Source organism: Streptomyces sp. R302 (assembly GCF_012927245.1).
GTDB lineage: Bacteria > Actinomycetota > Actinomycetes > Streptomycetales > Streptomycetaceae > Streptomyces.
Map to the genome: position 1 here is coordinate 616,697 of NZ_JABBGE010000002.1, position 22,126 is coordinate 638,822.

The 22,126-nt window shown below is 71.1% G+C and carries 20 protein-coding genes and 1 pseudogene; 15 read left to right on the top strand and 6 right to left on the bottom strand.

The features are described 5' to 3' along the window. Window positions 1-68 precede the first annotated feature (68 nt). The 7 genes from HHL19_RS08580 (at window position 69) to HHL19_RS08610 (ending at window position 7,500) form a co-directional block, all read left to right on the top strand. On the top strand, window positions 69-335 hold the full coding sequence (locus HHL19_RS08580) for a hypothetical protein (protein WP_152370712.1): 267 nt from the start codon (window positions 69-71) through the stop codon (window positions 333-335). Further along, window positions 332-724, top strand: coding sequence for a PIN domain-containing protein (locus tag HHL19_RS08585; protein ID WP_169087260.1), 393 nt, complete (start codon window positions 332-334; stop codon window positions 722-724). Before HHL19_RS08580 ends, HHL19_RS08585 begins: the two co-directional genes overlap by 4 nt. Before the next feature lie 529 nt (window positions 725-1,253). Next, window positions 1,254-1,412 carry a hypothetical protein gene (locus HHL19_RS37110; RefSeq protein WP_240981477.1) on the top strand — a complete coding sequence of 53 codons (159 nt, stop codon included), beginning with the start codon at window positions 1,254-1,256 and terminating at the stop codon, window positions 1,410-1,412. Window positions 1,413-1,811: 399 nt separating this feature from the next. Next, a complete protein-coding gene (locus HHL19_RS08595; protein WP_169087262.1) occupies window positions 1,812-3,065 on the top strand; it encodes a helix-turn-helix transcriptional regulator in 1,254 nt (417 codons plus the stop codon). Window positions 3,066-3,371: 306 nt separating this feature from the next. Further along, window positions 3,372-4,166 (top strand): toll/interleukin-1 receptor domain-containing protein, encoded by a 795-nt coding sequence (locus tag HHL19_RS08600; protein WP_169087264.1) that lies wholly within the window; start codon window positions 3,372-3,374, stop codon window positions 4,164-4,166. Then, window positions 4,163-6,163: a hypothetical protein gene (locus HHL19_RS08605; protein WP_169087266.1), complete on the top strand. Its 2,001-nt coding sequence runs from the start codon at window positions 4,163-4,165 to the stop codon at window positions 6,161-6,163. Before HHL19_RS08600 ends, HHL19_RS08605 begins: the two co-directional genes overlap by 4 nt. Next, the gene (locus HHL19_RS08610; RefSeq protein WP_169087268.1) at window positions 6,160-7,500 is read left to right on the top strand and encodes a hypothetical protein; all 1,341 of its coding nucleotides are present in this window, start codon (window positions 6,160-6,162) and stop codon (window positions 7,498-7,500) included. Before HHL19_RS08605 ends, HHL19_RS08610 begins: the two co-directional genes overlap by 4 nt. 232 nt (window positions 7,501-7,732) lie before the next feature. Here the strand turns inward: HHL19_RS08610 and ychF are convergent, their stop codons facing one another. Next, complete coding sequence (gene ychF, locus HHL19_RS08615; protein WP_169087270.1) at window positions 7,733-8,821, bottom strand: redox-regulated ATPase YchF; 1,089 nt, start codon at window positions 8,819-8,821, stop codon at window positions 7,733-7,735. A gap of 387 nt (window positions 8,822-9,208) precedes the next feature. On the opposite strand from ychF, the gene HHL19_RS08620 reads away from it, so the two are divergent. Continuing rightward, window positions 9,209-9,748 carry a DUF6542 domain-containing protein gene (locus HHL19_RS08620; protein ID WP_169087618.1) on the top strand — a complete coding sequence of 180 codons (540 nt, stop codon included), beginning with the start codon at window positions 9,209-9,211 and terminating at the stop codon, window positions 9,746-9,748. A gap of 39 nt (window positions 9,749-9,787) precedes the next feature. Here HHL19_RS08620 and ppgK read toward each other — a convergent pair whose 3' ends face one another. Next, window positions 9,788-10,540, bottom strand: coding sequence for a polyphosphate--glucose phosphotransferase (gene ppgK / locus HHL19_RS08625; protein WP_169087272.1), 753 nt, complete (start codon window positions 10,538-10,540; stop codon window positions 9,788-9,790). A gap of 29 nt (window positions 10,541-10,569) precedes the next feature. Next, complete coding sequence (locus HHL19_RS08630; RefSeq protein ID WP_169087274.1) at window positions 10,570-11,571, bottom strand: 4-hydroxy-3-methylbut-2-enyl diphosphate reductase; 1,002 nt, start codon at window positions 11,569-11,571, stop codon at window positions 10,570-10,572. Window positions 11,572-11,872: 301 nt separating this feature from the next. Between HHL19_RS08630 and HHL19_RS08635 the strand changes: the two genes are divergently transcribed. The 4 genes from HHL19_RS08635 to HHL19_RS08650 all read left to right on the top strand — a co-directional run bounded on the left by HHL19_RS08635 (window position 11,873) and on the right by HHL19_RS08650 (window position 15,937). Next, the gene (locus HHL19_RS08635) at window positions 11,873-13,279 is read left to right on the top strand and encodes an APC family permease (RefSeq protein WP_169087276.1); all 1,407 of its coding nucleotides are present in this window, start codon (window positions 11,873-11,875) and stop codon (window positions 13,277-13,279) included. A 371-nt stretch (window positions 13,280-13,650) separates the two neighbouring features. After that, complete coding sequence (xseA, locus tag HHL19_RS08640; protein WP_169087278.1) at window positions 13,651-14,856, top strand: exodeoxyribonuclease VII large subunit; 1,206 nt, start codon at window positions 13,651-13,653, stop codon at window positions 14,854-14,856. 50 nt (window positions 14,857-14,906) lie between these two features. Next, a complete protein-coding gene (locus HHL19_RS08645; protein ID WP_169087280.1) occupies window positions 14,907-15,140 on the top strand; it encodes an exodeoxyribonuclease VII small subunit in 234 nt (77 codons plus the stop codon). A gap of 206 nt (window positions 15,141-15,346) precedes the next feature. After that, window positions 15,347-15,937 (top strand): malonic semialdehyde reductase, encoded by a 591-nt coding sequence (locus tag HHL19_RS08650; RefSeq protein WP_169087282.1) that lies wholly within the window; start codon window positions 15,347-15,349, stop codon window positions 15,935-15,937. A 196-nt stretch (window positions 15,938-16,133) separates the two neighbouring features. On the opposite strand, the gene HHL19_RS08655 is transcribed toward HHL19_RS08650, so the two are convergent. Further along, window positions 16,134-16,658, bottom strand: a complete 525-nt coding sequence (locus HHL19_RS08655; protein ID WP_169087284.1) for a DUF4245 domain-containing protein — start codon at window positions 16,656-16,658, stop codon at window positions 16,134-16,136. A gap of 126 nt (window positions 16,659-16,784) precedes the next feature. Between HHL19_RS08655 and glpX the strand changes: the two genes are divergently transcribed. After that, window positions 16,785-17,816, top strand: a complete 1,032-nt coding sequence (glpX, locus tag HHL19_RS08660) for a class II fructose-bisphosphatase (RefSeq protein ID WP_169087286.1) — start codon at window positions 16,785-16,787, stop codon at window positions 17,814-17,816. Window positions 17,817-17,955: 139 nt separating this feature from the next. On the opposite strand, the gene HHL19_RS08665 is transcribed toward glpX, so the two are convergent. Further along, the gene (locus tag HHL19_RS08665; protein ID WP_169087288.1) at window positions 17,956-18,327 is read right to left on the bottom strand and encodes a WhiB family transcriptional regulator; all 372 of its coding nucleotides are present in this window, start codon (window positions 18,325-18,327) and stop codon (window positions 17,956-17,958) included. Window positions 18,328-18,476: 149 nt separating this feature from the next. Beyond that, window positions 18,477-19,118 (bottom strand): annotated as a pseudogene (locus tag HHL19_RS37115) (DUF1707 domain-containing protein); the annotation flags it as partial. Window positions 19,119-19,651: 533 nt separating this feature from the next. Here HHL19_RS37115 and HHL19_RS08675 point away from each other — a divergent pair. Continuing rightward, entirely contained in the window at window positions 19,652-21,322 is a 1,671-nt protein-coding gene (locus HHL19_RS08675; RefSeq protein WP_169087292.1) for a fumarate hydratase, read from the top strand. A 166-nt stretch (window positions 21,323-21,488) separates the two neighbouring features. Then, window positions 21,489-22,118 carry an HAD family acid phosphatase gene (locus tag HHL19_RS08680; protein WP_169087294.1) on the top strand — a complete coding sequence of 210 codons (630 nt, stop codon included), beginning with the start codon at window positions 21,489-21,491 and terminating at the stop codon, window positions 22,116-22,118. The last annotated feature ends 8 nt before the right edge of the window (window positions 22,119-22,126 follow it).

A 22,126-nucleotide genomic window follows, 5' to 3' on the forward strand; every position in this document is an offset into this window, starting at 1 on the left:
CCCTCCGCGCTTGCATGCGTGTAACCCGTACACAAGCATCGAAGGCCATACCGCGCTATGGTGGATGTATGGCTACCAAGAAGGTGACTATCACTCTCGACGAATCTCTGGTCGAAGCCCTGGCCGGAGCCGCCGAGGAAGAAGGTATCCCGCTCTCCCGTCTCGTCGCCGGAGCAGCCGAACGCGAGCTGCGCCTGCGGGCCGGCCGGGCCGTCATCCAGGAGTGGCAGGCAGAACACGGCGCCTTCACTCCCGAAGAGCTAGCCGCCGCCCGCGCGGACCTTGCCGCCGCCGATGCCGAGTACCTCAGCAGCCCGGGAGCCTCGGCCGCGTGAACATCCCCTACCTGTACGACGCCGGCGTACTCATCGCCATCGACAACGACGACCGACACATTTGGGCCCGCCACAGCCTGGCCCTCGACGACGGCCGGGACATCCACGTCCCCTCCGTCGTCGTAAGCCAGGCATGGCGGGACTCCCGCCGCCAGGTCAGACTCGGCAAGTTCCTCGCCGGGTGCCACGTCGTACCCGTCGGCCTCGAAACCGCCAAAGCCGCAGGCATCCTCTGCGGCAAGGCCGGCACCTCCGACATCGTCGACGCCACCGTCGTGACCATGGCAGCCAGCCTCGGCGCCATCATCTGGACCTCAGACCCGAACGACATCCGCACCCTCATCGACGCCCAAGACATCAAACCCGCCCCTGTCATCCGCACCGTCTAATAGTCCAGCCGCGGGACCGTAAATCGTTCGACTCTGGCTCACATCCGGTGGTGACGCACGGCGACGATAGTCACGCGCAGCGATACGCCCATTCGACTCGTCGTTCAGGGCTCCGCGACTCTGGACGTGTGGGTGGAGAGGCAGCTGGCCCGGGTAGGCATCTACCGGCTCGACCAGCACTCTCGGTCGCCACCGAATGCAGGCCAGAGCCAGTTCGATTGACATACCCGACCTGATCGCCCTCCTGAGCAGCAACGACTCCACCGTCCGGGAATGGGCGGCGATGGCCCTGGCGAGCCTGGAGATCGAAGGCGCGGTCGACGCCTACCGTGCCTGCCTGGAACGGGCGACACCGCCGGACTGGAGCGAGCCCGCCCGACATCCGCTGGGCCCTGACCGAACTCGGCGCACGCAGCCCTGTCGCCCCTCCGCTCACAGCACGCCTTCGAGCGACCGCTACAGATGACGTCCCCGGCTGCCCTCGGCCCACTTCACCGAGATCATCAACGACCTCGCCGACCACACCCAGGTGATCCTCTACTCCCAGTTCTGGCAGGTGGGCGCCAGACGCACGTACGTCATCTCCGGCACCGATCTGGACTGGGAACCCGCATGGACCGCGCCCTGGGAGCACCTGGTCGAAGAGTCCCGCACCTGGCCCCTGCTGGGTGCCTCCGCCCCCGCCTGAATCGACCGTACCGACCTGTCCCCGGCGAGGTGGCCGATGCCGTTCCGGCACCCGCGGAGACCAGCTGCGGCTACGTAATCGAGCACTGCGACTTCGTGAAGGACGGGACCCCGCCCCTGACCCCATCGCTCTCGAACACTTTGTTTCGATCATGGTCAATCCCGGTCACTCCGAGGAACGGGCGGGGAACAGCGAAGAACGAAAGAGGCAACGGGCAACACCACCAAACCCCGATTCTCCAGACGAGGGTCGTGCCAGACTCAGTTTCGGACGCGAAGCGAAACGACGCCGTTACAGCAGGTGTTCACCGCCGGGTTTCGCGTCGATCGGTGATCGTCTGATGACGGCTCCCGTGAGGGCGGACGGCTCTCGCGGTCACTGTTCAAGGGGAGGTTGATGATGAGCACGACTTTACGTTTTGGCCCGGAACTTCGCCGTTTACGAGTGGAAGCGGGGCTGACTCTTACCGAGTTCTCCGTGGCGCTCAACTACGACAAGGGGCACCTCAGCAAGGTCGAACGCGGAGAGCGTTCCCCCTCCCCCGAACTGGCCCGGCGGTGTGACGCCTTCCTCGGCGCGGACGGCGAGCTGCAGCGCCTGGTCGCCCGCCCCGAAGCAGACTCGGACTCGAGCTCCGCCGAGTCCCCCGCCGGTCCGAGCCGCTGGCTCGTCGGGCGTCGGGCAGTCCTCTCGGCGGGTACGGGAGTGCTGATCGACCTCGGCCTGAAACTCGGCGGTCAGGCGTTGTCCTCCGCCGACGACCCCCTCCTGGGCTCCTACCGCATGCAGTTCGACCAGCTGCGGAAGCTCGGTCAGTCCACCGCTCCCAAGGTCCTGCTGCCCCTGCTGGAGACACAGACCCGCATGGTCGCCGGGCTCGCCTCCGGCGCCCGGTCCGCCTCCCAGGCCCCCGCGTTTCTGCTCGCCTCACGGTTCGCGGAGTTCACCGGCTGGATGGCCCAGGAGGCCGGGGACAGCGACGCGGCACTCGGCTGGACAGGCGAGGCCGTCGAACTGGCGCGCGCCGGGGGTGACCCATACCTCAGTTCCTACGCACTGGTAAGGCGCGCCCTGGTCACCATGTACGGCGGTGACGCCGCCGGCACCGTCGCCCTGGCCCGCCGCGCCCAGAGCAGCGAACTCCCACCGCGCATCAGGGGACTCGCGGCCCAACGAGAGGCCCAAGGGCACGCGCTCGTCGGCAACGAAGTCGAATGCCTCCGCAGCCTCGACAGGGCGCGGGAACTGCTCGCCGCCGACGACGCCCTCAACGGCGCCGAACCCGTGATCGGCACCTCCCACGTGAGCGATCCGGCGGCGATGTCGACCGGCTGGTGTCTGCACGACCTCGGGCGCCCCAAGGCCGCTGCCGAGGTGCTCGACCGGGAGTACCGCCGCCTCCCGCCGTACGCGCTGCGTACCCGCGCCCGGTACGGCTTCCGCAGGTCCCTGGCACATGCCGCCTCCGGGGAGGTAGAGCACGCGTGCGCGATCGCCGGGGAGCTCCTGGGAGTGATGCCGGCCGTGCCCTCGGCGACAGTGAACAGCGACGTCCGACGCCTCGCGCGGGAACTGTCCCGGTTCCGGAGCAGCCGCGCCGTACGTGATCTGCAGCCCGCGCTGGCACGCGTACTCGCCCCCGCGCACAGCTGAAAGTCGCTCCACGACCGAGACGGACTCGAGCCGCCCGGCTCGCCCCGCCGTACCGGTTCTCCGGCCCTCCGGATCGCATGATCCCCGCGGGCCTCTCTGGTTCCCGCCCGACGCGTCGCATCACGCCTTCCGGCTTCTCCGGGCTGCCCGCAGCCAGTGACGCACAGGCGGTGCCCCTCCATTCATATGCCCTCCCGTGGACGCGCCATGCCGTCACACGGTCGGGACCCCTGACTCGGCGAACCGGAACCCCGGTCCACAGCCCCGTGTCCGTTCATTCGTTTTTCTCTCACGAAGGGAACCTTCATGCCCGACGTCTTCGTCAACTACCGCACAGGGGACGAGGAATCCGCCGCGACCATGATCGCCCGGGAACTCGCCCGGAGGTTCGGCGACGAGCGGATCTTCTTCGCCAGCAATTCGATTGATCCCGGACGCCGTTTCCCGGCGGAACTGGTCAGGGCGGTGGAGGAGTGCGAGGCGCTCCTCGCCGTGATCGGCCCGCGCTGGGCGGAGGTACGGGGGACCGACGGCCGCCCCGCGCTCGAAGCCGAACAGGACTGGACCCGTCGCGAGATCCAGACCGCGCTCGACCGCGGGATCCTGGTGATTCCCGTGCTCATCGGAAAGGCCACGCGGATCGACCGCACCGTCCTTCCTGACGATCTGCTGGAGCTGGCGGACTTCCAGTACAGGCGATTCGACCACCGCAACGCCGAGTCGGACCTGACGACGCTCGGGGACACCCTCGCCCGGCTGCTGCCCGAGCTGAGCAGGGCAGACCGCGAAAGCCGTGCGGCAAGGGAGCGGACGGAGGCGAAGTCACGCGAGAAGTCGGCCCGGGACACCGGGCACATCAGGATGCGGACGCGTGACGTCGAACAGCGCGTGCGCGGCGGCATCGGAAACCTCAACGGAGACATGTTCGGCACCTTCGTCAACGAGCCGCAGGGGCCCGTGAACACCGGCCGGGGCCACCAGTACAACGCACCTCACTTCGAGGGCGACAACACCGGGGTCCAGTTCACCGCCGGCGACAACAGCGGTACGGTCCACCAGCGCTTCGAGCGCGAGCGCCGGCGCTCGGACGACGGGCGATGACCGAGCAGGACCGCGTCACCGTCAACGATCCGCGCGGCCCGGTGAACAACGGCGAGGGGCCCCAGTACGTCTTCTACGGCGCCGCCACGGACTGGATGACCCGCAAAGGGGTCGAGTCCCTCCGGATCGCCCGCGAGGACCGGGTGCGCCTGGCCAACCGGTTCGTTCCCCCCAGGGGCTACCGCATCGCCGCCGACCACCTGAAGAAACCGGGGTCGGTGGTGCTGCTGGAGGGACCGCCCGGCAGCGGCCGACGCGCTGCGGCAATCATGCTGCTGCACGGGTTCGGTGAGGACGGGAGCGCCGACGAGGAGAGGGTTCGGGTCGAGGAGCTTCCCGCCACGGCCAAGGACGAGAACAGGAACGACAAGCCACTCACCCCCGGTGAGGGGGACCGCTTCCTTCTCGACCTCTCCGGGATCACCGACGAAGAGGAGTACACCAGGGCTCAGCACCATCTGGCCGTGCACCGGTCGAAGGTCCAGGAGGCGGGGGCCCACATGGTCGTCGTCCTGCCGTCGGTCATGGAGCACGCCCATGCGCCGGACTTCGAACCGCACAGGGTGCAGCTGGAGCGCCCCCGGGGCGTCACTGTCGTCACCCGGTACCTCCGCATGGACCGGATGGCCTTCCACCCTGCGGATCTGAGGAGCGCCGACCTCCAGCGCCTGTGTGACCGCTCCCCCATGCGGGAACTGGCGCGACTCGCGGGGCTGGTGAAGGCCGCCCGCGACAGTGGCCGATTCGGATCCGACTTCGCGGGATGGCTCGACCAGGCGATACACGCGGTGACCGACCGTGCCGGTGAGGTGGGTCAGCAGATGGTCGCGGTCCGCACCGCGCCCGAGCGGGCCCTGCTGCTCGCGGCGGCAGTGTTCGAGGGAGCTCGCGCCGACACCGTTTACGAGGCATGGCAAGGCCTGTTGAAGGAGGTGGGGCACAAGGAGGAGGTGACCTCCGAGTTCGCGCAGGCGGACTTTGGGGAGCGGTTGAAAGCGCTCGGGATCGAACGGGCCCCGGACGGGCGACTCCGCTTCGAGCGGCTGGCCTACGCCGACGCGGTGCGGACGTACTTCTGGGCGAACTTCCCCGGGGTGCGCAACGGCCTCAGGGACTGGATCGGCTCTGCCGCCGAGCTGAACGGCCTGACCACCGACGACCAGGTGGACGTCGTCGTCCGCTTCGGCGAGCGGTCCCTGGCCGTCCGGCGGCCCGACGACCTCTTCGGCCTCGTGGTGCGCTGGGCGAACGACGCGGCCAGGGCGTCCGGCGATCCGCGAGCCGCGACAGCTCTCGAACTCGGTCTTCGCCACGAGGAGTTCGGGGGTTGGTTCCGCAGGCGGATATACGAGTGCGTCACGAGGTCCGGCTCCTTGTCTGACGGCCTGGCCTGTGTCCTGACAACCGCCTGTCACCAGAGCCTCGGCGCGACGCACCCAGATCAAGCAGTGGTGCGCCTCCACCACCTCGCCGTACGGAGGGAGGGGGCAGCGCACGGGGCCCGGGAAGCGCTTCTCGACCTCACCGGCCGTGACCGTCGGCTCTACCGGCTGCTGATCGACCGCCTGCGGGACCGGGCCCGTCAGGAACAATCCGGGGCACATTCCCATCTCCACCTGCTCGCAGAGCTGTTGAGGAGCGACCGAGCGCCGGACCCACCCCGCTGGCCGGACCTGTTCCTGGGCTGGAAGACGGTGTTCTCGCAATCGCCGACGGAACTCTGGAACCCGCTGGTGAACAGCTGGCTGGACGCCGTGGCGGACGACCGCACGCAAGAGATGGCGCTGACCGTGATGGTCAGGGCGACGCACGGCCGCACGGCCGCCCTCCACCGCCTCTACGTCATCGCCTGCGGCTGGGCACGGTCTGCGCGCCACCCGTCCCGGGCGGCCGTCGCCGCCCTCTTCTGGCGGCACATCGACCAAGCGCAGTACGCCCGCCCGGAAAGTACGGAGCGTGCGGGCGCAAAACCACGGACCACGGAAGAGGAACGATGAAACACCGTTTTCCCCGCCTGCTGTTCGTCACTCTCTGCGGCCTCGCACCAGCTGTGCTCGGACACTTCCTGGACTGGTCGGCATGGTTGTGGGGCTTTATGTCCATGGTCACGGCCTCCGGTTCCCTCCTGCTCGTGATGACGGTCCTCAGCAGTGGCCACACGCCCGCCGACCCGTACGAGCCCGGGGAACCCGAGCCGCCCGCGGTGCCGACGGAGCGGCCGTACCAGGAGGCACGGGTGGTCGACGCGGCGCTGTCGAGCGCGACGAACGGCTACGACTTCCTCTTCTCCGCCACCGTGTGGTGGAGGCCAGTCCCCGACCACGCCGGCCAGGCAGACAGTGCCTCCTCAGCCCTCGCCGTGTCCTCGGTCGTCAGCCGGGCCCTGGAGGTCGTCCGTCACGAGGAACCCGGCCGGGCAAGCTTCGCACGGTACCTCCTGGAGGGGCAGCTGGGCATCCTGCTCCCCGACCTGAGCGGACGGGTGAAGGCCATGGCGGCCGATGTGACGCTGACCCTCGCCCCCGCCGACCGCGAACGCCTGCAGAAGCTGAACGACCTTCGCAAGGACGAGGAGATCTGGGAGTACGAGCGTCAGCACGAGCGCAACAAGCGGCGCTATCTCGGTGACGACGTGCTCAAGAGCGCGGGCAGCGCGGTGGTGTGGTGGCTCGCCCGCCACGAGAACGAAATCGAGAAGGCGGTCGACATGATCGGCCCGCTCGCCCAGGTCGCGGCGGCGGCCAACGACGAGGAAGTGCCCGAGCTCTTCCGCCACCTGCTCGTCCCACCCGTGGGCGCACGGAACGAAGCGACCGTCGGAGGCCCGCTGTGGGACGGGGACGGCCACGGAGGAGGGGTTTTCGACCGCGAGGAGGAAGTAGGGGTCTCGGATCGACTGCGCCTGTTGCTGACGGAGGCGGGCCTGAAGCCGGACATGGACGGGTACACGGTGCTCGCGCACCGCGTAATGAGGTTCTTGAAAACGGAGGGGCTGGACGAGGCTGCCGACGAGATCAGGCGGGCCTTTGGCCTGGGTCCCGACGAGAGCCCGGAGGACGAGCCTTCGGGCGAGGGGAACACCGCCGGCCCCTGGCCGCCCCGCTCACCGTCCCCCGAGGGCCCGCCGTTCACCGACCCGGACGTGGCCCCTGGTGCGAGCACGTTCACACCGAGGACGGCAGGGGGCAGCGCAAACGCCGAGGACCGGGGTCGAGGTCGGTGGGAGACGGGCGAGGAAGATACTCCGTCTCCGCACTTCTGGGACCTGTCTCACAGTCCGCACCGGCCCGCCGAACCTGGCCCATGGGACGAGGACGACGAGAACAGGATCTGATCCGGTAGACGGTCGGCTCTCCGAGGCTCCCCTTCGCCGCACACCGCGGCAGGGGAGCGTCCACCCGCCCCCAGTCCCCTTGCGCATAGCCACGAGAAACGGCGATGCAAAGACAGAGGTCCGAGGAGCAGGATTCCCGGCACGGGAAACAGCAGGGGGCCGGCTCCCTAAAGGCCGGTCCCCCCGTCCTCCGCGAACACAACGAAGGGTCTGACTTGCAGTAACACTGCGATCACACGTTGAAGCGGAACTCCACCACGTCGCCGTCCTGCATGACGTACTCCTTGCCCTCCATGCGGGCCTTGCCCTTGGCGCGGGCTTCGGTTACCGAGCCGGCTTCGAGGAGGTCGGCGAAGGAGATGACCTCGGCCTTGATGAAGCCCTTCTGGAAGTCGGTGTGGATGACACCGGCCGCCTCGGGGGCCGTGGCGCCCTTCTTGATGGTCCAGGCGCGGGACTCCTTGGGGCCGGCCGTCAGGTAGGTCTGGAGGCCGAGGGTGTCGAAGCCGACACGGGCGAGGGTGGCGAGGCCGGGCTCCTCGGCGCCGACGGACTGGAGGAGTTCCATGGCGTCCTCCTCGTCGAGCTCGGCGAGGTCCTGCTCCAGCTTGGCGTTGAGGAAGATCGCCTCGGCCGGGGCGACGAGGGCGCTCTGCTCGGCCTTGAAGGCGTCGTCCGTCAGCTCGTCCTCGTCGACGTTGAAGACGTAGAGGAAGGGCTTGGTGGTGAGGAGGTGGAGGTCGTGGAGGAGCTCCGCCTTCTCCGAGCCCTGGACGATGCCCTGGGAGAAGAGGGTGTCGCCCTTCTCCAGGATCGCCTGGGCGGCCTCGACGGCGGCGACCTTGGGCGCCGTGTCCTTCTTGATCCGCATCTCCTTCTGGAGCCGCGGGAGGACCTTCTCGATGGTCTGGAGGTCGGCGAGGATCAGCTCGGTGTTGATCGTCTCGATGTCGTCCTTGGGCGAGACCTTGCCGTCGACGTGGACGACGTTCTCGTCCTTGAAGGCGCGGATGACCTGGCAGATCGCGTCGGACTCGCGGATGTTCGCGAGGAACTTGTTGCCCAGGCCCTCGCCCTCGCTCGCGCCGCGCACGATGCCCGCGATGTCGACGAAGTCGACGGTGGCGGGGAGCAGGCGCTGCGAGCCGAAGATGTCGGCGAGCTGCTGCAGGCGCGGGTCGGGGACGCCGACGACGCCGACGTTCGGCTCGATCGTGGCGAACGGGTAGTTGGCCGCCAGCACGTCGTTCTTGGTCAGGGCGTTGAACAGGGTCGACTTGCCGACATTCGGCAGGCCGACGATTCCGATCGTGAGCGACACGGTGGCGACTTCCCTAGATGCGGATGGGGGGCGGACGGTGGGTCGATCCCCCAGTTTACGGGGGCCCGGCGCGGGCCCTCGCCGTCCGCCGGGGTCGCGGCCCGGGGCGCCTCCCGGCCACGTACGGTCGGGATCGGTCGAACTGTGGCCCCAAGGTCACCCGAAGGGCGTGTCCCGGGCCCCTCCCGCCGTGTCCCGACCTACGTTGGTGAGGTGGAGCAGCACAGGACAAGTCAGCCGCAAGGCCGCCGACGGCCGCAGACCCCCCTCACGCCGCCCGGCGCGCTCGTGGAGGTGGAGGGGACCGGGGCCGCGGCCGGGGCCGGAGCCGGGGCGGCCACCGTCTACCGGGTCGGAGGCCCGGCGGCGCGGCGGCCCGCGCCGCCCGTGGTCCAGGCCCTGCGGCGGCTGCCCTCGCCCCGGCTCACCGGGCTCGGCGCGGGGCTCTTCGCCTCGGCGGCGATGCTGGTCGTCGGGTTCCTGGACTGGCTGGTCCTGGACGGTTCGCCGCTGGCGTTCGGCCTGCTGTTCCTGCCGGTGAGCGCGCTCACCGCGCTGTGGGTGCGCCCCGCCGACCTGGTCACCGCGCCGATCGCCGTCCCGATCGCCTTCGCCGTCGGCGTCGTGCCGATCGCGGGCGGCACCGGCGGCTTCGGCGGCCAGGCCATGGCCGTGGTCACCGCGCTCGCGGTGCACGCCGGCTGGCTGTACGGGGGCACGCTGATCGCCGGCGTCATCGCGAGCGTCCGGAAGGTGCGCGACATGGGCCGCCGGAGGAGCCGCCCGGCTCTCGTGGGTCCGGGGAGTCCGTCGCGGGCGGAACGGGTGGACCGGGTGGAACGGGTGGACCGGGCGCCCCGCGCCGGCGCCGCCGGGCCCGTACGGGGCGGCCGGACGCCCGCACGGAACCGGCCGCCGGCCCCGTAGCCGTAGCCGTAGCCGTAGCCGTAGCCGTACCCCTGCCGATCAGCGGGTGGCCGCGGCGCTCGCGGTCATCGCCGCGCCGACGATCCCCGCGTCGTTCCTCAGCTCGGCCGGGACGATCTCGGCGCGGATGCCCTCCAGGTACGGCAGGAACCTGTCGGCCTTGCGGCTCACTCCGCCGCCGAGGATGAACAGCTCGGGGGAGAAGAGCATCTCCACGTGGGCGAGGTACTTGCGGAGCCGCTTGGACGCCCAGTGCTCCCAGCTCAGCTCCTCGTCCTCGCGCGCCTTGGAGGAGGCGCGCTTCTCGGCGTCGTGGCCCTTGAGCTCCAGGTGGCCGAGCTCGGTGTTGGGGACGAGGCGACCACCGGTGAAGACGGCGGAGCCGATGCCGGTGCCGAGGGTCAGCAGGATGACGGTGCCGGTGCGGCCCCGGCCGGCGCCGAAGGTCATCTCGGCGACGCCGGCCGCGTCGGCGTCGTTGAGGACGGTGACGGGGAGGCCGCCGACGGCCTCGCCGATGAGCGCGCCGGCGTCGGTGCCGATCCAGGACGTGTCGACGTTCGCGGCGGTACGGATCGTGCTGCCGGTGACGACGCCCGGGAAGGTGACGCCGATGGGGCCGGTCCAGCCGAAGTGCGCCACGACCTCCGCGACGCTGCCCGCGACGTCGTCCGGTGTCGCGGGCTGCGGGGTGAGGACCTTGTACCGCTCCTCGGCGAGGGCGCCGCGCTCCAGGTCCACGGGGGCGCCCTTGATGCCCGAGCCGCCGATGTCCACTCCGAAGACGTTCATGGACCCACGTTACGGGCATCCGCCGGCGGTTACTCCTCGACGAGCTCGGCGGCCTCGGCGCGCAGGTCGCGGCGGAGCTCCTTGGGGAGCGAGAAGGTGAGGTGCTCGTCGGCGGTCTTGACCAGCTCCACGTCGGCGTAGCCGCGCTGCGCCAGCCACTCCAGGACCTCCTGGACCAGCACGTCGGGGACGGAGGCGCCGGAGGAGAGGCCGACCGAGGTGACGCCCTCCAGCCAGGCCTCGTCGATCTCGCTCGCGAAGTCGACGAGGTAGGCGGCGGGGACGCCGGCCTGCTTGGCGACCTCGACCATGCGGATCGAGTTCGAGGAGTTCTTGGAGCCGACGACGATGACGAGCTCGGCCTGGCCGGCCAGTTCCTTGATCGCGGTCTGGCGGTTCTGCGTGGCGTAGCAGATGTCGTCCGACGGCGGGGAGACCAGCTGCGGGAACTTGTTCTTGAGCGCGTCGACGGTCTCCATCGTCTCGTCGACGGAGAGGGTGGTCTGGGAGAGCCAGACGACCCGGGAGGGGTCGCGGACCTCGACCTTGGCGACGTCCTCGGGGCCGTCGACGAGCTGGATGTGGTCGGGGGCCTCGCCGGAGGTGCCGATGACCTCCTCGTGGCCCTCGTGGCCGATGAGGAGGATGTCGAAGTCCTCCTTGGCGTACCGGACGGCCTCCTTGTGGACCTTGGTGACCAGCGGGCAGGTCGCGTCGATCGTCGCGAGCCGGCCCTGGCGGGCCTCCTCGTGGACGGTCGGGGCGACGCCGTGCGCGGAGAACATCACGATGTTGCCCGGCGGGACCTCGGTGGCCTGGTCGACGAAGATCGCGCCCTTCCGCTCCAGGGTCTGGACCACGTACTTGTTGTGGACGATCTCGTGACGCACGTAGACGGGGGCCCCGTACTGCTCCAGGGCCTTCTCGACGGCGATCACGGCACGGTCCACGCCCGCGCAGTAGCCGCGGGGAGCGGCGAGGAGGACACGCTTCGGGCGGTTGGTCGCGGGCGTTGCAGTCATGCCTCCCATCGTAAGGCCGGGCCGGGGGGCGCCCGGCGCGCGTCGGGCGGGCGTCGGTGGGCGGGCGTCGGTGGGCGGGCGGGCGCGTCGATGGGCGGGCGCGCGCGTCGGTGGGCGGGCGCGCGCGTCGGTGGGCGGTTGGGCGCGCATCGGTGGGCGGGCGCGCGCGTCGGTGGGCGAGCGTCGACGGGCGGGCGGGCGCGTCGGTGGGCGGGCGCGCGCGTCGGTGGGCGGTTGGGCGCGCATCGGTGGGCGGGTCGGGCGCGCGTCGGTGGGCGGTTCGGGCGCGGCCGTGGCCGAAACTGACGCCATGGCTGAGAACGCGCAGGTGGTGGACGGGGAGCCGGGCGGGCGGCCGGACCACACGGGGCTACGGCGGACGCTCGGCTTCCGCGACCTGGTCGTGTACGGGCTGCTGTTCATCGCGCCGATGGCGCCGGTCGGCGTCTTCGGCACGCTCGACGCGAAGTCGCACGGCGCCGTCGCACTGGTGTACGTCGTGGCGACGGTGGCCATGGCGTTCACGGCCTTCAGCTACGCGCAGATGGTCCGGGTCGCGCCGCAGGCCGGTTCGGTCTTCGCGTACGCCCGCAAGGGGCTCGGCGAGGCGCCCGGCTTCGTCGCCGGCTGGATGGCGATGCTGGACTACCTGCTGATCCCGGCCGTCGCGTACCTCTTCGCGGGGATCGCGATGGAGGCGCTGGTGCCGGAGGTGCACCGGTGGGTGTGGACCGGGATCGCGGTGGTGGTGACCACCCTGCTCAACCTGTGGGGGGTGCGGGCCGCCGCCCGGGTCGGCTTCGCGGTGCTCGCGATGGAGATCGTGGTGCTGCTCGTCTTCGTGGGGTCGGCGCTCGTCGTGCTCGTACGGGACGGGGCGCAGCGCGACTGGTGGTCGCCGCTCACCGGCGACGGGACCTTCTCGCTCGCGGCGGTGGTCGGCGCGGTGTCGGTGGCGGTCCTGTCGTACCTGGGCTTCGACGCGATCGCGACCTTCGCGGAGGAGGTCACCGGCGGCTCGGCGAAGGTGGCGCGGGCGCTGCTCTTCTGTCTGGTCCTCGCGGGCGTCCTCTTCATCACCCAGACCTGGCTGGTGGCGCTCCTCGAACCGGTCTCCTCGGCGGAGCTCGCGGCGGATCCGGGGAAGCAGGGCTCCGCCTTCTACGACGCCGTGGACGTCTCGGTGGGCGGCTGGCTGCACGATCTGGTGGCGGTGTCGAAGGCGGTCGGCGCGGCGTTCGCGGCGCTGGCCGGGCAGGCGGCGGGCGGGCGGCTGCTCTTCGCGATGGGCCGCGAGGGGCGGCTGCCGCACGCGCTGGCGCGTACGGACTCGGGGGTGCCCCGGGTGGCGCTCCTGGTGTCGGCGACGGTGACGATGATCGCCGCGCTGTGGGCGGCCCGCCAGGACGACGGCCTGGACCACCTGGTGTCGGTGGTCGACGTCGGCGCGCTGACCGCCTTCGTGCTGCTGCACGCGAGCGTGGTCGGCTGGTTCGCGGTCCAGCGCGCGGAGGGCCCGCCGCACTGGCTGCGCCACGTGGTCCTGCCCGTGGTCGGCGCGGCGATCCTGATCGCCGTGATCGTGGAGGCGTCGGTGGCGGCCCAGGTCGTCGGCGTGGTGTGGCTGGGCATCGGCCTCGTGGTGCTCGCGGTGCAGGGGGCGGGGCGGGGGCCGGTCGGGGGCTCGCCGGCGGGGGCGGGCGGGAGACGGCACTGAGGTTCGGCGCGCGGCGGCGGCCGGGACCTCCCGGCGGGGTCGGGTACGGAGCGGCGACGAGACCGGCCGAGACCGCCGGCCGGGACCTCCCAGCAGGGCCGGATACGGAACGGCGACGAGACCAGCCGAAACCGCCGGCCGGGACCTCCCAGCAGGGCCGGATACGGAACGGCCACGAGACCGGCTCCGTGCCGGACCCCGCCAGCCCGGACCTCCCGGTGGGGTCGGGTCGGGCGTGGCGCTGAGGGTCGGTACGGCGGCGAGGGCAGCAGACGCGGGGCTCCCCCGGGGGGGGGCCGGGGGGGGCTTCCCCGGGGGGCCGGGGGCCTCGTGGCGGTGACGTTGTCGGGGGGCGCCGTTACGCTCGGTGCATGGGTATGACTACGTCCGCCGAAGCGCCGCTTCCCGTCGGTGAGGTCTCCCGGATGATCGGGGGGTGGATCGACCGGCTGGGGGCGATCTGGGTCGAGGGGCAGATCACGCAGCTCTCACGCCGCCCCGGTGCCGGGGTCGTCTTCCTGACGCTGCGGGATCCCTCGTACGACATCTCCATCGGCGTGACCTGCTACCGGCAGGTCTTCGACGCGGTGGCCGACGTCGTGTCGGAGGGCGCCCGCGTCGTCGTGCACGCGAAACCGGAGTGGTACGCGCCGCGCGGGCAGCTGTCGCTGCGGGCGGTGGAGATCAAGCCGGTCGGGATCGGCGAGCTGCTGGCCCGGCTCGAACAGCTGAAGCGGGGGCTCGCGGCCGAGGGGCTGTTCGCGCTCGACCGGAAGAAGCCGCTGCCGTTCCTGCCGCAGCTGATCGGCCTGGTCTGCGGCCGGGCGTCGGCGGCCGAGCGGGACGTCCTGGAGAACGCCCGGCGCAGATGGCCGGCGGTCCGCTTCGAGGTGCGGAACGTGCCGGTGCAGGGCGTGAAGGCGGTGCCGCAGGTGATCCAGGCGGTGAAGGAGCTGGACGCCCACGAGGACGTGGACGTGATCGTGGTGGCGCGGGGCGGCGGCAGCGTCGAGGACCTGCTGCCCTTCTCGGACGAGCAATTGGTCCGCGCGGTGGCCGCGTGCCGGACGCCGGTGGTGTCCGCGATCGGGCACGAGCCGGACTCCCCGCTCCTCGACCTGGTGGCGGACCTGCGCGCCTCCACGCCGACGGACGCGGCGAAGAAGATCGTCCCGGACGTGGGCGAGGAACTGGAGCGGGTGCGCGGGCTCCGCGACCGCGCGCTGCGGACGGTCCGGGGACTCCTGGAGCGCGAGGAGCGGGGGCTCGCGCACGCCCTGGCCCGGCCGGTGATGGAGCACCCGCAGCGGATGGTGGAGGTCAGGGAGGACGAGCTGGACGCGCTCCTGGCGCGGAGCCGGCGGGTCTTCGGGCACCTCCTGGACCGGGCGGAGTCGGAGCTGGCGCACACCCGCGCGCGGGTGCGGGCCCTCTCCCCCGCCGCGACCCTGGAGCGCGGCTACGCGGTGCTCCAGCGGGCGGACGGCTCCGTGGTCCGCGCGGCCGGCGAGGTCGCGGAGGGCGAGGAGCTGCGGGCCCGGGTCGCCGAGGGCGAGTTCACGGTGCGGCGGGCGTGACGGGCCCGCGCGGGACGACGACACGAGAAGGCACGGAGGACGGAGAAGACATGGCAAGCGGTACGGAGACGGGTGCGGCGCTCGGGTACGAGGAGGCGCGCGACGAGCTGATCGAGGTCGTCCGGCGCCTGGAGGCGGGCGGCACGACCCTGGAGGAGTCGCTGGCGCTCTGGGAGCGCGGCGAGGAGCTGGCGAAGGTCTGCCGGCACTGGCTGGAGGGCGCCCGCGCCCGGCTCGACGCCTCGCTGGCGGCCGAGCGGGAGGCGGAGGAGTCCGAGGACTGAGCGCAGGGAGGGAAGGGAGGGAGAGAGAGGGAGAGAGGGAGACGCGAGCGGTCCGGCGGTGGTGGGGGCCGGGCTACACTGGCGAAGTGAAACGGATCACTATCCGGATCGGATAGTTGAATTTTCACCAATCGCGGGCGTACTGTCGAGCCATCGCCCGGATTCCCCGCCGGGCGGCCCTCTTTGCAGTCCGGAAGGTACGCAGCATGTCCCTCGTTCTCGACTCCGCCGCCCAGGACCTCCTCTTCCGCGAGGCCCGCACCGCCAACACGTTCACCGACGAGCCGGTGACCGACGAGCAGGTCCAGGCGATCTACGACCTGGTGAAGTTCGGCCCGACCGCCTTCAACCAGACCCCGCTGCGCATCACGCTCGTCCGCTCCGAGGAGGCCCGCGAGCGCCTCGTGAAGCACATGGCCGAGGGCAACCAGGCCAAGACCCGCACGGCGCCGCTCGTCGCGATCCTCTCCGCGGACAACGAGTTCCACGAGGAGCTCCCGGCCCTGCTCCCGCACTTCCCGCAGGCCAAGGACATGTTCTTCTCGGAGCGCCCGGTCCGCGAGGGCTCCGCGCTGCTGAACGCCGCCCTGCAGGCCGCGTACTTCATCGTCGGCGTCCGCGCCGCCGGCCTGGCCGCCGGCCCGATGACCGGCCTGGACTTCGCCGGTGTCCAGAAGGAGTTCCTGGACGCCGACCACACCCCGCTGATGGTCGTCAACATCGGCAAGCCCGGCGAGGACGCCTGGTTCCCCCGCTCCCCGCGCCTGGCCTACGACGACGTCATCACCACCGTCTGAGCCGGACCACCGCGCACGACGAAGCCCCCGGTGCCGAGGCACCGGGGGCTTCGTCGCGTCCGGAAGCACGTCCGGAAGCGCGTCCGGAGGCGCGTCCGGAGGCGCGTCCGGAGGCGCGTCCGGAGGCGCGTCCGGAGGCGCGTCCGGAAGAGTGCCCGGAGGCACACCCGGAAGGCAGGCGTGCCCCGGGATCGGGTCAGGCCTGCTTCGACCGGAGCGCGCCGGCCATCTCCGCGAGCGTGTCGAAGGACGCCGTCCCCGTCACGACCGTGGTCGCCCCGCCCTCGGTGCGTACCAGCGCGTCGTACTTGGGGCCCTCCCAGCGCTGCCACTCCTGGCCGCCCACCGTCTGCGTCTTCCCGGTGTTCTTGGCCGAGTGGGTGACCTTGGGCACGAACTTCTTTGGCTCGGTGGTCGACTGGTTGACCGAGACGTACTGGGTGTCCGGGGAGAGGAAGCCGAGCTGCCAGGCGTTGCCCTGCTCGCGCCTGTACGAGACCACCGTCGCCTTCCAGTCCTCGCCGAGGCCCTCGGGCGCGAGCACCGGGTAGGGCGCCGCCCGCTGGGCCGTGACCAGCTCGACGCGGTAGTCCTTGGCCTTGACCGGCTCCGCGTCCTCGTCGTGCGGGATGAAGAGATACATGACCCCCGCGGCGACCATGATCACCCCGAGGGACTGGAACATCCCGCGTACCGTCTGCCTGCCTCGCTTAGCTGCCACGCCCCATATGGTCGCATCCGGGTCCCGCGCTCATACGTGGGGCCCTCTGCTCAATTTGTCGACCTGGCGATAGAGTCACAGCACCCTCCTTTTTCCGGCCGTCGTCGTACAGAAAGGTGCGCTCCGATGACCGAGCACCACCTCCCTCCCGAGCTGGAGGTCTCTCCCGAGGCCCCCGACCGCAATCTCGCCCTCGAACTGGTCCGCGTGACCGAGGCCGCCGCCATGGCCGCCGGCCGCTGGGTCGGCCGCGGCGACAAGATCGGCGCGGACGGCGCCGCGGTCAACGCGATGCGGACCCTCATCTCGACCGTCTCGATGAACGGCGTCGTCGTCATCGGAGAGGGCGAGAAGGACGAGGCGCCGATGCTCTTCAACGGCGAGCGGGTCGGCGACGGCACCGGCGCCGAGGTCGACATCGCCGTGGACCCGATCGACGGCACCACCCTGAACGCCAAGGGCATGCCCAACGCGATCGCCGTCCTCGCCGCCGCCGACCGCGGCTCCATGTTCGACCCGTCCGCGGTCTTCTACATGGACAAGCTGGTCACCGGCCCCGAGGCCGCCGACTTCGTCGACATCAACGCGCCCGTCTCGGTCAACATCCGCCGGGTCGCCAAGGCGAAGGGCATGAACGCCGAGGACGTCACCGTGGTCATCCTGGACCGCCCCCGTCACGAGGGCATCGTCAAGGAGATCCGGGAGACCGGCGCCCGCATCAAGTTCATCTCCGACGGCGACGTGGCCGGCTCGATCATGGCCGCCCGCGAGGGCACCGGCGTCGACCTGCTCATGGGCATCGGCGGCACGCCCGAGGGCATCATCTCGGCCTGTGCCATCAAGTGCCTGGGCGGCGTGATCCAGGGCAAGCTGTGGCCGAAGGACGAGGCCGAGCGCCAGAAGGCCATCGACGCGGGCCACGACCTGGACCGGGTCCTCACCACCACCGACCTGGTCAGCGGCGACAACGTCTTCTTCGTCGCCACCGGCATCACCGACGGCGAGCTGCTGCGCGGGGTGCGCTACCGCTCCGAGACCGCGACCACCCAGTCGCTGGTCATGCGCTCGAAGTCCGGCACGATCCGCCAGATCGACTCCACGCACCGGCTCGCGAAGCTGCGCGCCTACAGCCAGATCGACTTCGACCGGGCGAACTGACCCCGGCTCGGCCGACGGCAACGAAGAGGGGCGCCCCCATGTGCGGTGGGGGCGCCCCTTCCCGTTCCGTACGGGTCCGGGTCGCGGGGTACGGGACAGGGTCCGGGTGCCGGGGCGGCCGGCCCCGGCGGTCCGCTCGTCAGCCGGCCTGGGGGATGCGCTCGGCCGCGGCGGCCTTGCGCAGCTCGACCTCGCGGCGGCGGCGCCGGGCCAGCACCACACGGCGCTCGGCGGCGGTGAGCCCGCCCCAGACGCCGTACGGCTCCGGCTGCAGCAGCGCGTGCTCGCGGCAGTCGACCATCACGGGACAGCGGGCGCAGACCCGCTTGGCCGCCTCCTCGCGGGCCAGTCGCGCGGCGGTCGGCTCCTTGGAGGGGGCGAAGAAGAGTCCTGCCTCGTCCCGGCGGCACACCGCCTCCGCGTGCCAGGGGCCGTCCTCGTCCTGCCGCGCCGGAGCACGCTGGGGCGGCACGGGGGCTACCTGGAGGGGCTGATGCGGCAGTTGCAGCACGGTCTACTCCTGACGACGGCTTCGCGAGCGAGCAGCGATGCAGCAGCCCTACCCGCTGTGCGCGCGCCTATGCACTGCGTGCGTTCCCCATCCGGAGTCCGGAGCCCCGGCGACGTATTCCGGTCACTTCCTGGCCGATACCCGGCGGGTCAGTGCCCGAGGTGCTTGCGGACCTTGTTCTGGAGGTCGGTGACCCACTTGCCGCGCTTGGGTCTCGCCTCCACGTTCCCGAGCACCGCGTAGCCGTTGACGACGACCAGCGGCGCCTGCGGGTCGACCCCCTCCAGGGTCGTGACCTCGAAGTTCCCGAGGATGCCGGCGCCGGAGCCGCGCAGGCTGATGTTCTCCGGGACGCGGACCTCGATGTTCCCGAAGATCGAGGTGGCGTTGATGGTGGTGAGGGGCTGGGTGAAGATCGCCTCCGTCAGGTCGATCTCCACGTTCCCGAAGATCGCGAAGGCGTTGGTGCGGCGGGCGACCCGCCAGCGGCCCTTGCGGGTGGTGCTGGAGAAGACGGCGAACAGCTGGTCCGCGTTCCCCTCCGCGTCCTCCGGTCCCCAGGCGGTGGGGGCCGGCTCCGGCCGCGCGGCGGCCGGTCCGCCGTCGGCGGCCGGCAGGTCCCGCACGATCGGCTCCAGCTCGCCCACGGTCTTGGCCCGGTAGACCGCCTCGACCCGCTCGGCGTGTTCCTCCGCGTCGAGCCGCCCCTGCGCGAGCGCCTCCGCGAGGATCTCCGCGACCCGGTCCCGGTCGGCGTCGGAGGCCCGGAGCGCCCCCTGCGGATCGGCGTACGCGGGCGGCGCGGGAGCGACGGGAGCCGCCGGAGCGACCGGTGGGGCAGGAGCAGCGGGTGGAGCAGGAGCAGCAGGCGCGACAGGTTCCGCGGGCGCGGCGGGCGCGGCCGCAGAGGCCGGGGCGGCGGCAGGGGTTTCCGGCGCTGCGGGAGCTTCCGGCGCGGCGGGGGTTTCCGGCGCGGCGGGGGCTTCCGGCGCGGCGGGCGGCTGCGCGGGGTCGGACGGCTGCGCGGGGTCGGGCTGCTTTTCGAGGTCCACGTCTCCACCCTGGCACACGCGATAGATCGCGACCAGGGATCCGATCCCCCATCTCTCCCCTAGGGGAAGCGACTTGCCGAGAACGGCCCGGCCCTCGGCGGAGAGCTGTCGGCGCGCCTCCCCGGCGCGGAAGACTCCACTTCGGCGCATTCCCGATTCCGGGTGAGCCTTACCTCACAGGATCGGTGCCGCGCCCGCGTTCTACGCTGGAGGGCGCGCCCGCCAACGGAGGCGGCGCGCTGCTGTCTGCCGAGTGAGGAATGGCCGCCGTCATGCCAGAGTTTGCGTACTCCGATCTGCTCCCCGTGGGAGAGGACACCACGCCCTACCGCCTGGTGACCGCCGAGGGCGTCTCCACCTTCGAGGCCGACGGCCGTACGTTCCTCAAGGTCGAGCCGGAGGCGCTGCGCAAGCTGGCCGCCGAGGCCGTCCACGACATCCAGCACTTCCTGCGCCCGGCGCACCTGGCCCAGCTGCGGAAGATCATCGACGACCCGGAGGCGTCGGGCAACGACAAGTTCGTCGCGCTCGACCTCCTGAAGAACGCGAACATCGCCGCCGCCGGCGTGCTCCCCATGTGCCAGGACACCGGCACGGCGATCGTCATGGGCAAGCGCGGGCAGAACGTGCTGACCTCCGGCCGCGACGAGGAGGCCCTGTCGAAGGGCATCTACGACGCGTACACCAAGCTCAACCTCCGCTACTCGCAGATGGCCCCGGTCACCATGTGGGAGGAGAAGAACACCGGCTCGAACCTGCCCGCGCAGATCGAGCTGTACGCGACCGACGGCGGCGCGTACAAGTTCCTCTTCATGGCCAAGGGCGGCGGCTCGGCCAACAAGTCCTTCCTCTACCAGGAGACGAAGGCCGTCCTCAACGAGGCGTCCATGATGAAGTTCCTGGAGGAGAAGATCCGTTCGCTGGGTACGGCCGCCTGCCCGCCGTACCACCTGGCGATCGTGGTCGGCGGCACCTCCGCCGAGTTCGCGCTGAAGACCGCGAAGTACGCCTCCGCGCACTACCTGGACGAGCTGCCGACCGAGGGCGACGCCGCCACCGGCCACGGCTTCCGGGACAAGGAGCTGGAGGAGAAGGTCTTCGAGCTGACGCAGAAGATCGGCATCGGCGCGCAGTTCGGCGGCAAGTACTTCTGCCACGACGTGCGCGTCGTCCGCCTCCCCCGGCACGGCGCCTCGCTGCCCGTCGCGATCGCCGTCTCCTGCTCGGCCGACCGCCAGGCCGTCGCGAAGATCACCGCCGAGGGCGTCTTCCTGGAGCAGCTGGAGACGGACCCGGCGCGCTTCCTGCCGGAGACCGAGGACACCCACCTGGACGCGGGCGACGTCGTGAAGATCGACCTCAACCAGCCGATGGACCAGGTCCTGGCCGAGCTGACGAAGCACCCGGTGAAGACCCGCCTCTCGCTCACCGGCCCGCTGGTCGTCGCCCGCGACATCGCGCACGCCAAGATCAAGGCGCGGCTCGACGCGGGCGAGGACATGCCGCAGTACATGAAGGACCACCCGGTCTACTACGCGGGCCCGGCGAAGACCCCCGAGGGGTACGCCTCCGGTTCCTTCGGTCCGACGACGGCCGGCCGCATGGACAGCTACGTGGAGCAGTTCCAGGCGGCGGGCGGCTCGATGGTGATGCTCGCCAAGGGCAACCGCTCGCAGCAGGTCACGGACGCGTGCGGCACGCACGGCGGCTTCTACCTCGGCTCCATCGGCGGCCCGGCCGCCCGCCTCGCCCAGGACTGCATCAAGAAGATCGAGGTCCTGGACAACGAGGAGGACGGCATGGAGGCCGTCTGGAAGATCGAGGTCGAGGACTTCCCGGCCTTCGTCGTCGTCGACGACAAGGGCAACGACTTCTTCCAGAACCCCGCCCCGGAGCCGACGTTCACCCACATCCCGGTGCGCCAGGGCTCCCAGCTGTCGTAACCCCGGGTAGCACTTCGGCGCCCCCGGTCCGCGCGGACGGACCGGGGGCGCCGTCACGTCCCGCTCCGAAAGTCGCTACCGACTGGTGGTCAGCCGGCCACTTACTGGTCAGTATGGGTCGCGAGCATGTCAACCACTGAGACGGTCGACCACTCGGGAGCCCCCCATGCCCTCCGCCAAGTCCGCAGCCGCCACCGCCACCGGCCTCCTCGGCCTCACGGCCCTCCTCGTCGTCGGGCCCGCGCCCGCCGCCTCCGCCGCCGACCCCGACACCCACCTCACCTCCGCCGCCGCGTTCGAGGACGTGGACTACGCGACCTGGCGCCGGGACGTGGCCGCCGTGGTCGCCGAGGCCCGCCCGTACATCGAGGAGCGCGCCGAGGACGCCGGCACGGAGAAGCAGGCGATCGTCCTCGACATCGACAACAGCTCCCTGGAGACGGACTTCCACCCGTTCTGGGAGCTGCCGACCCCGGCCATCCCCGAGATCCACTCGCTGGTCCGGGACGCGCACGCGCGCGGGGTGAAGGTCTTCTTCGTGACCGCGCGGCCGGGGATCATCCACGCGCTCACCGAGTGGAACCTCAAGCAGGTCGGCTACCCGGTCGACGGCCTGTACGTGCGCTCGCTGCCCGACCTCTTCGCCGAGGTGAGCGCGTACAAGACGGAGAAGCGCGCCGAGATCGAGGCCAAGGGCTACACGATCATCGCGAACATCGGGAACAACACGACCGACATCGTCGGCGGTCACGCCGAGCGCGCCTTCAAGCTGCCGGACTACGGCAAGCTCTCCTGACACCGCCC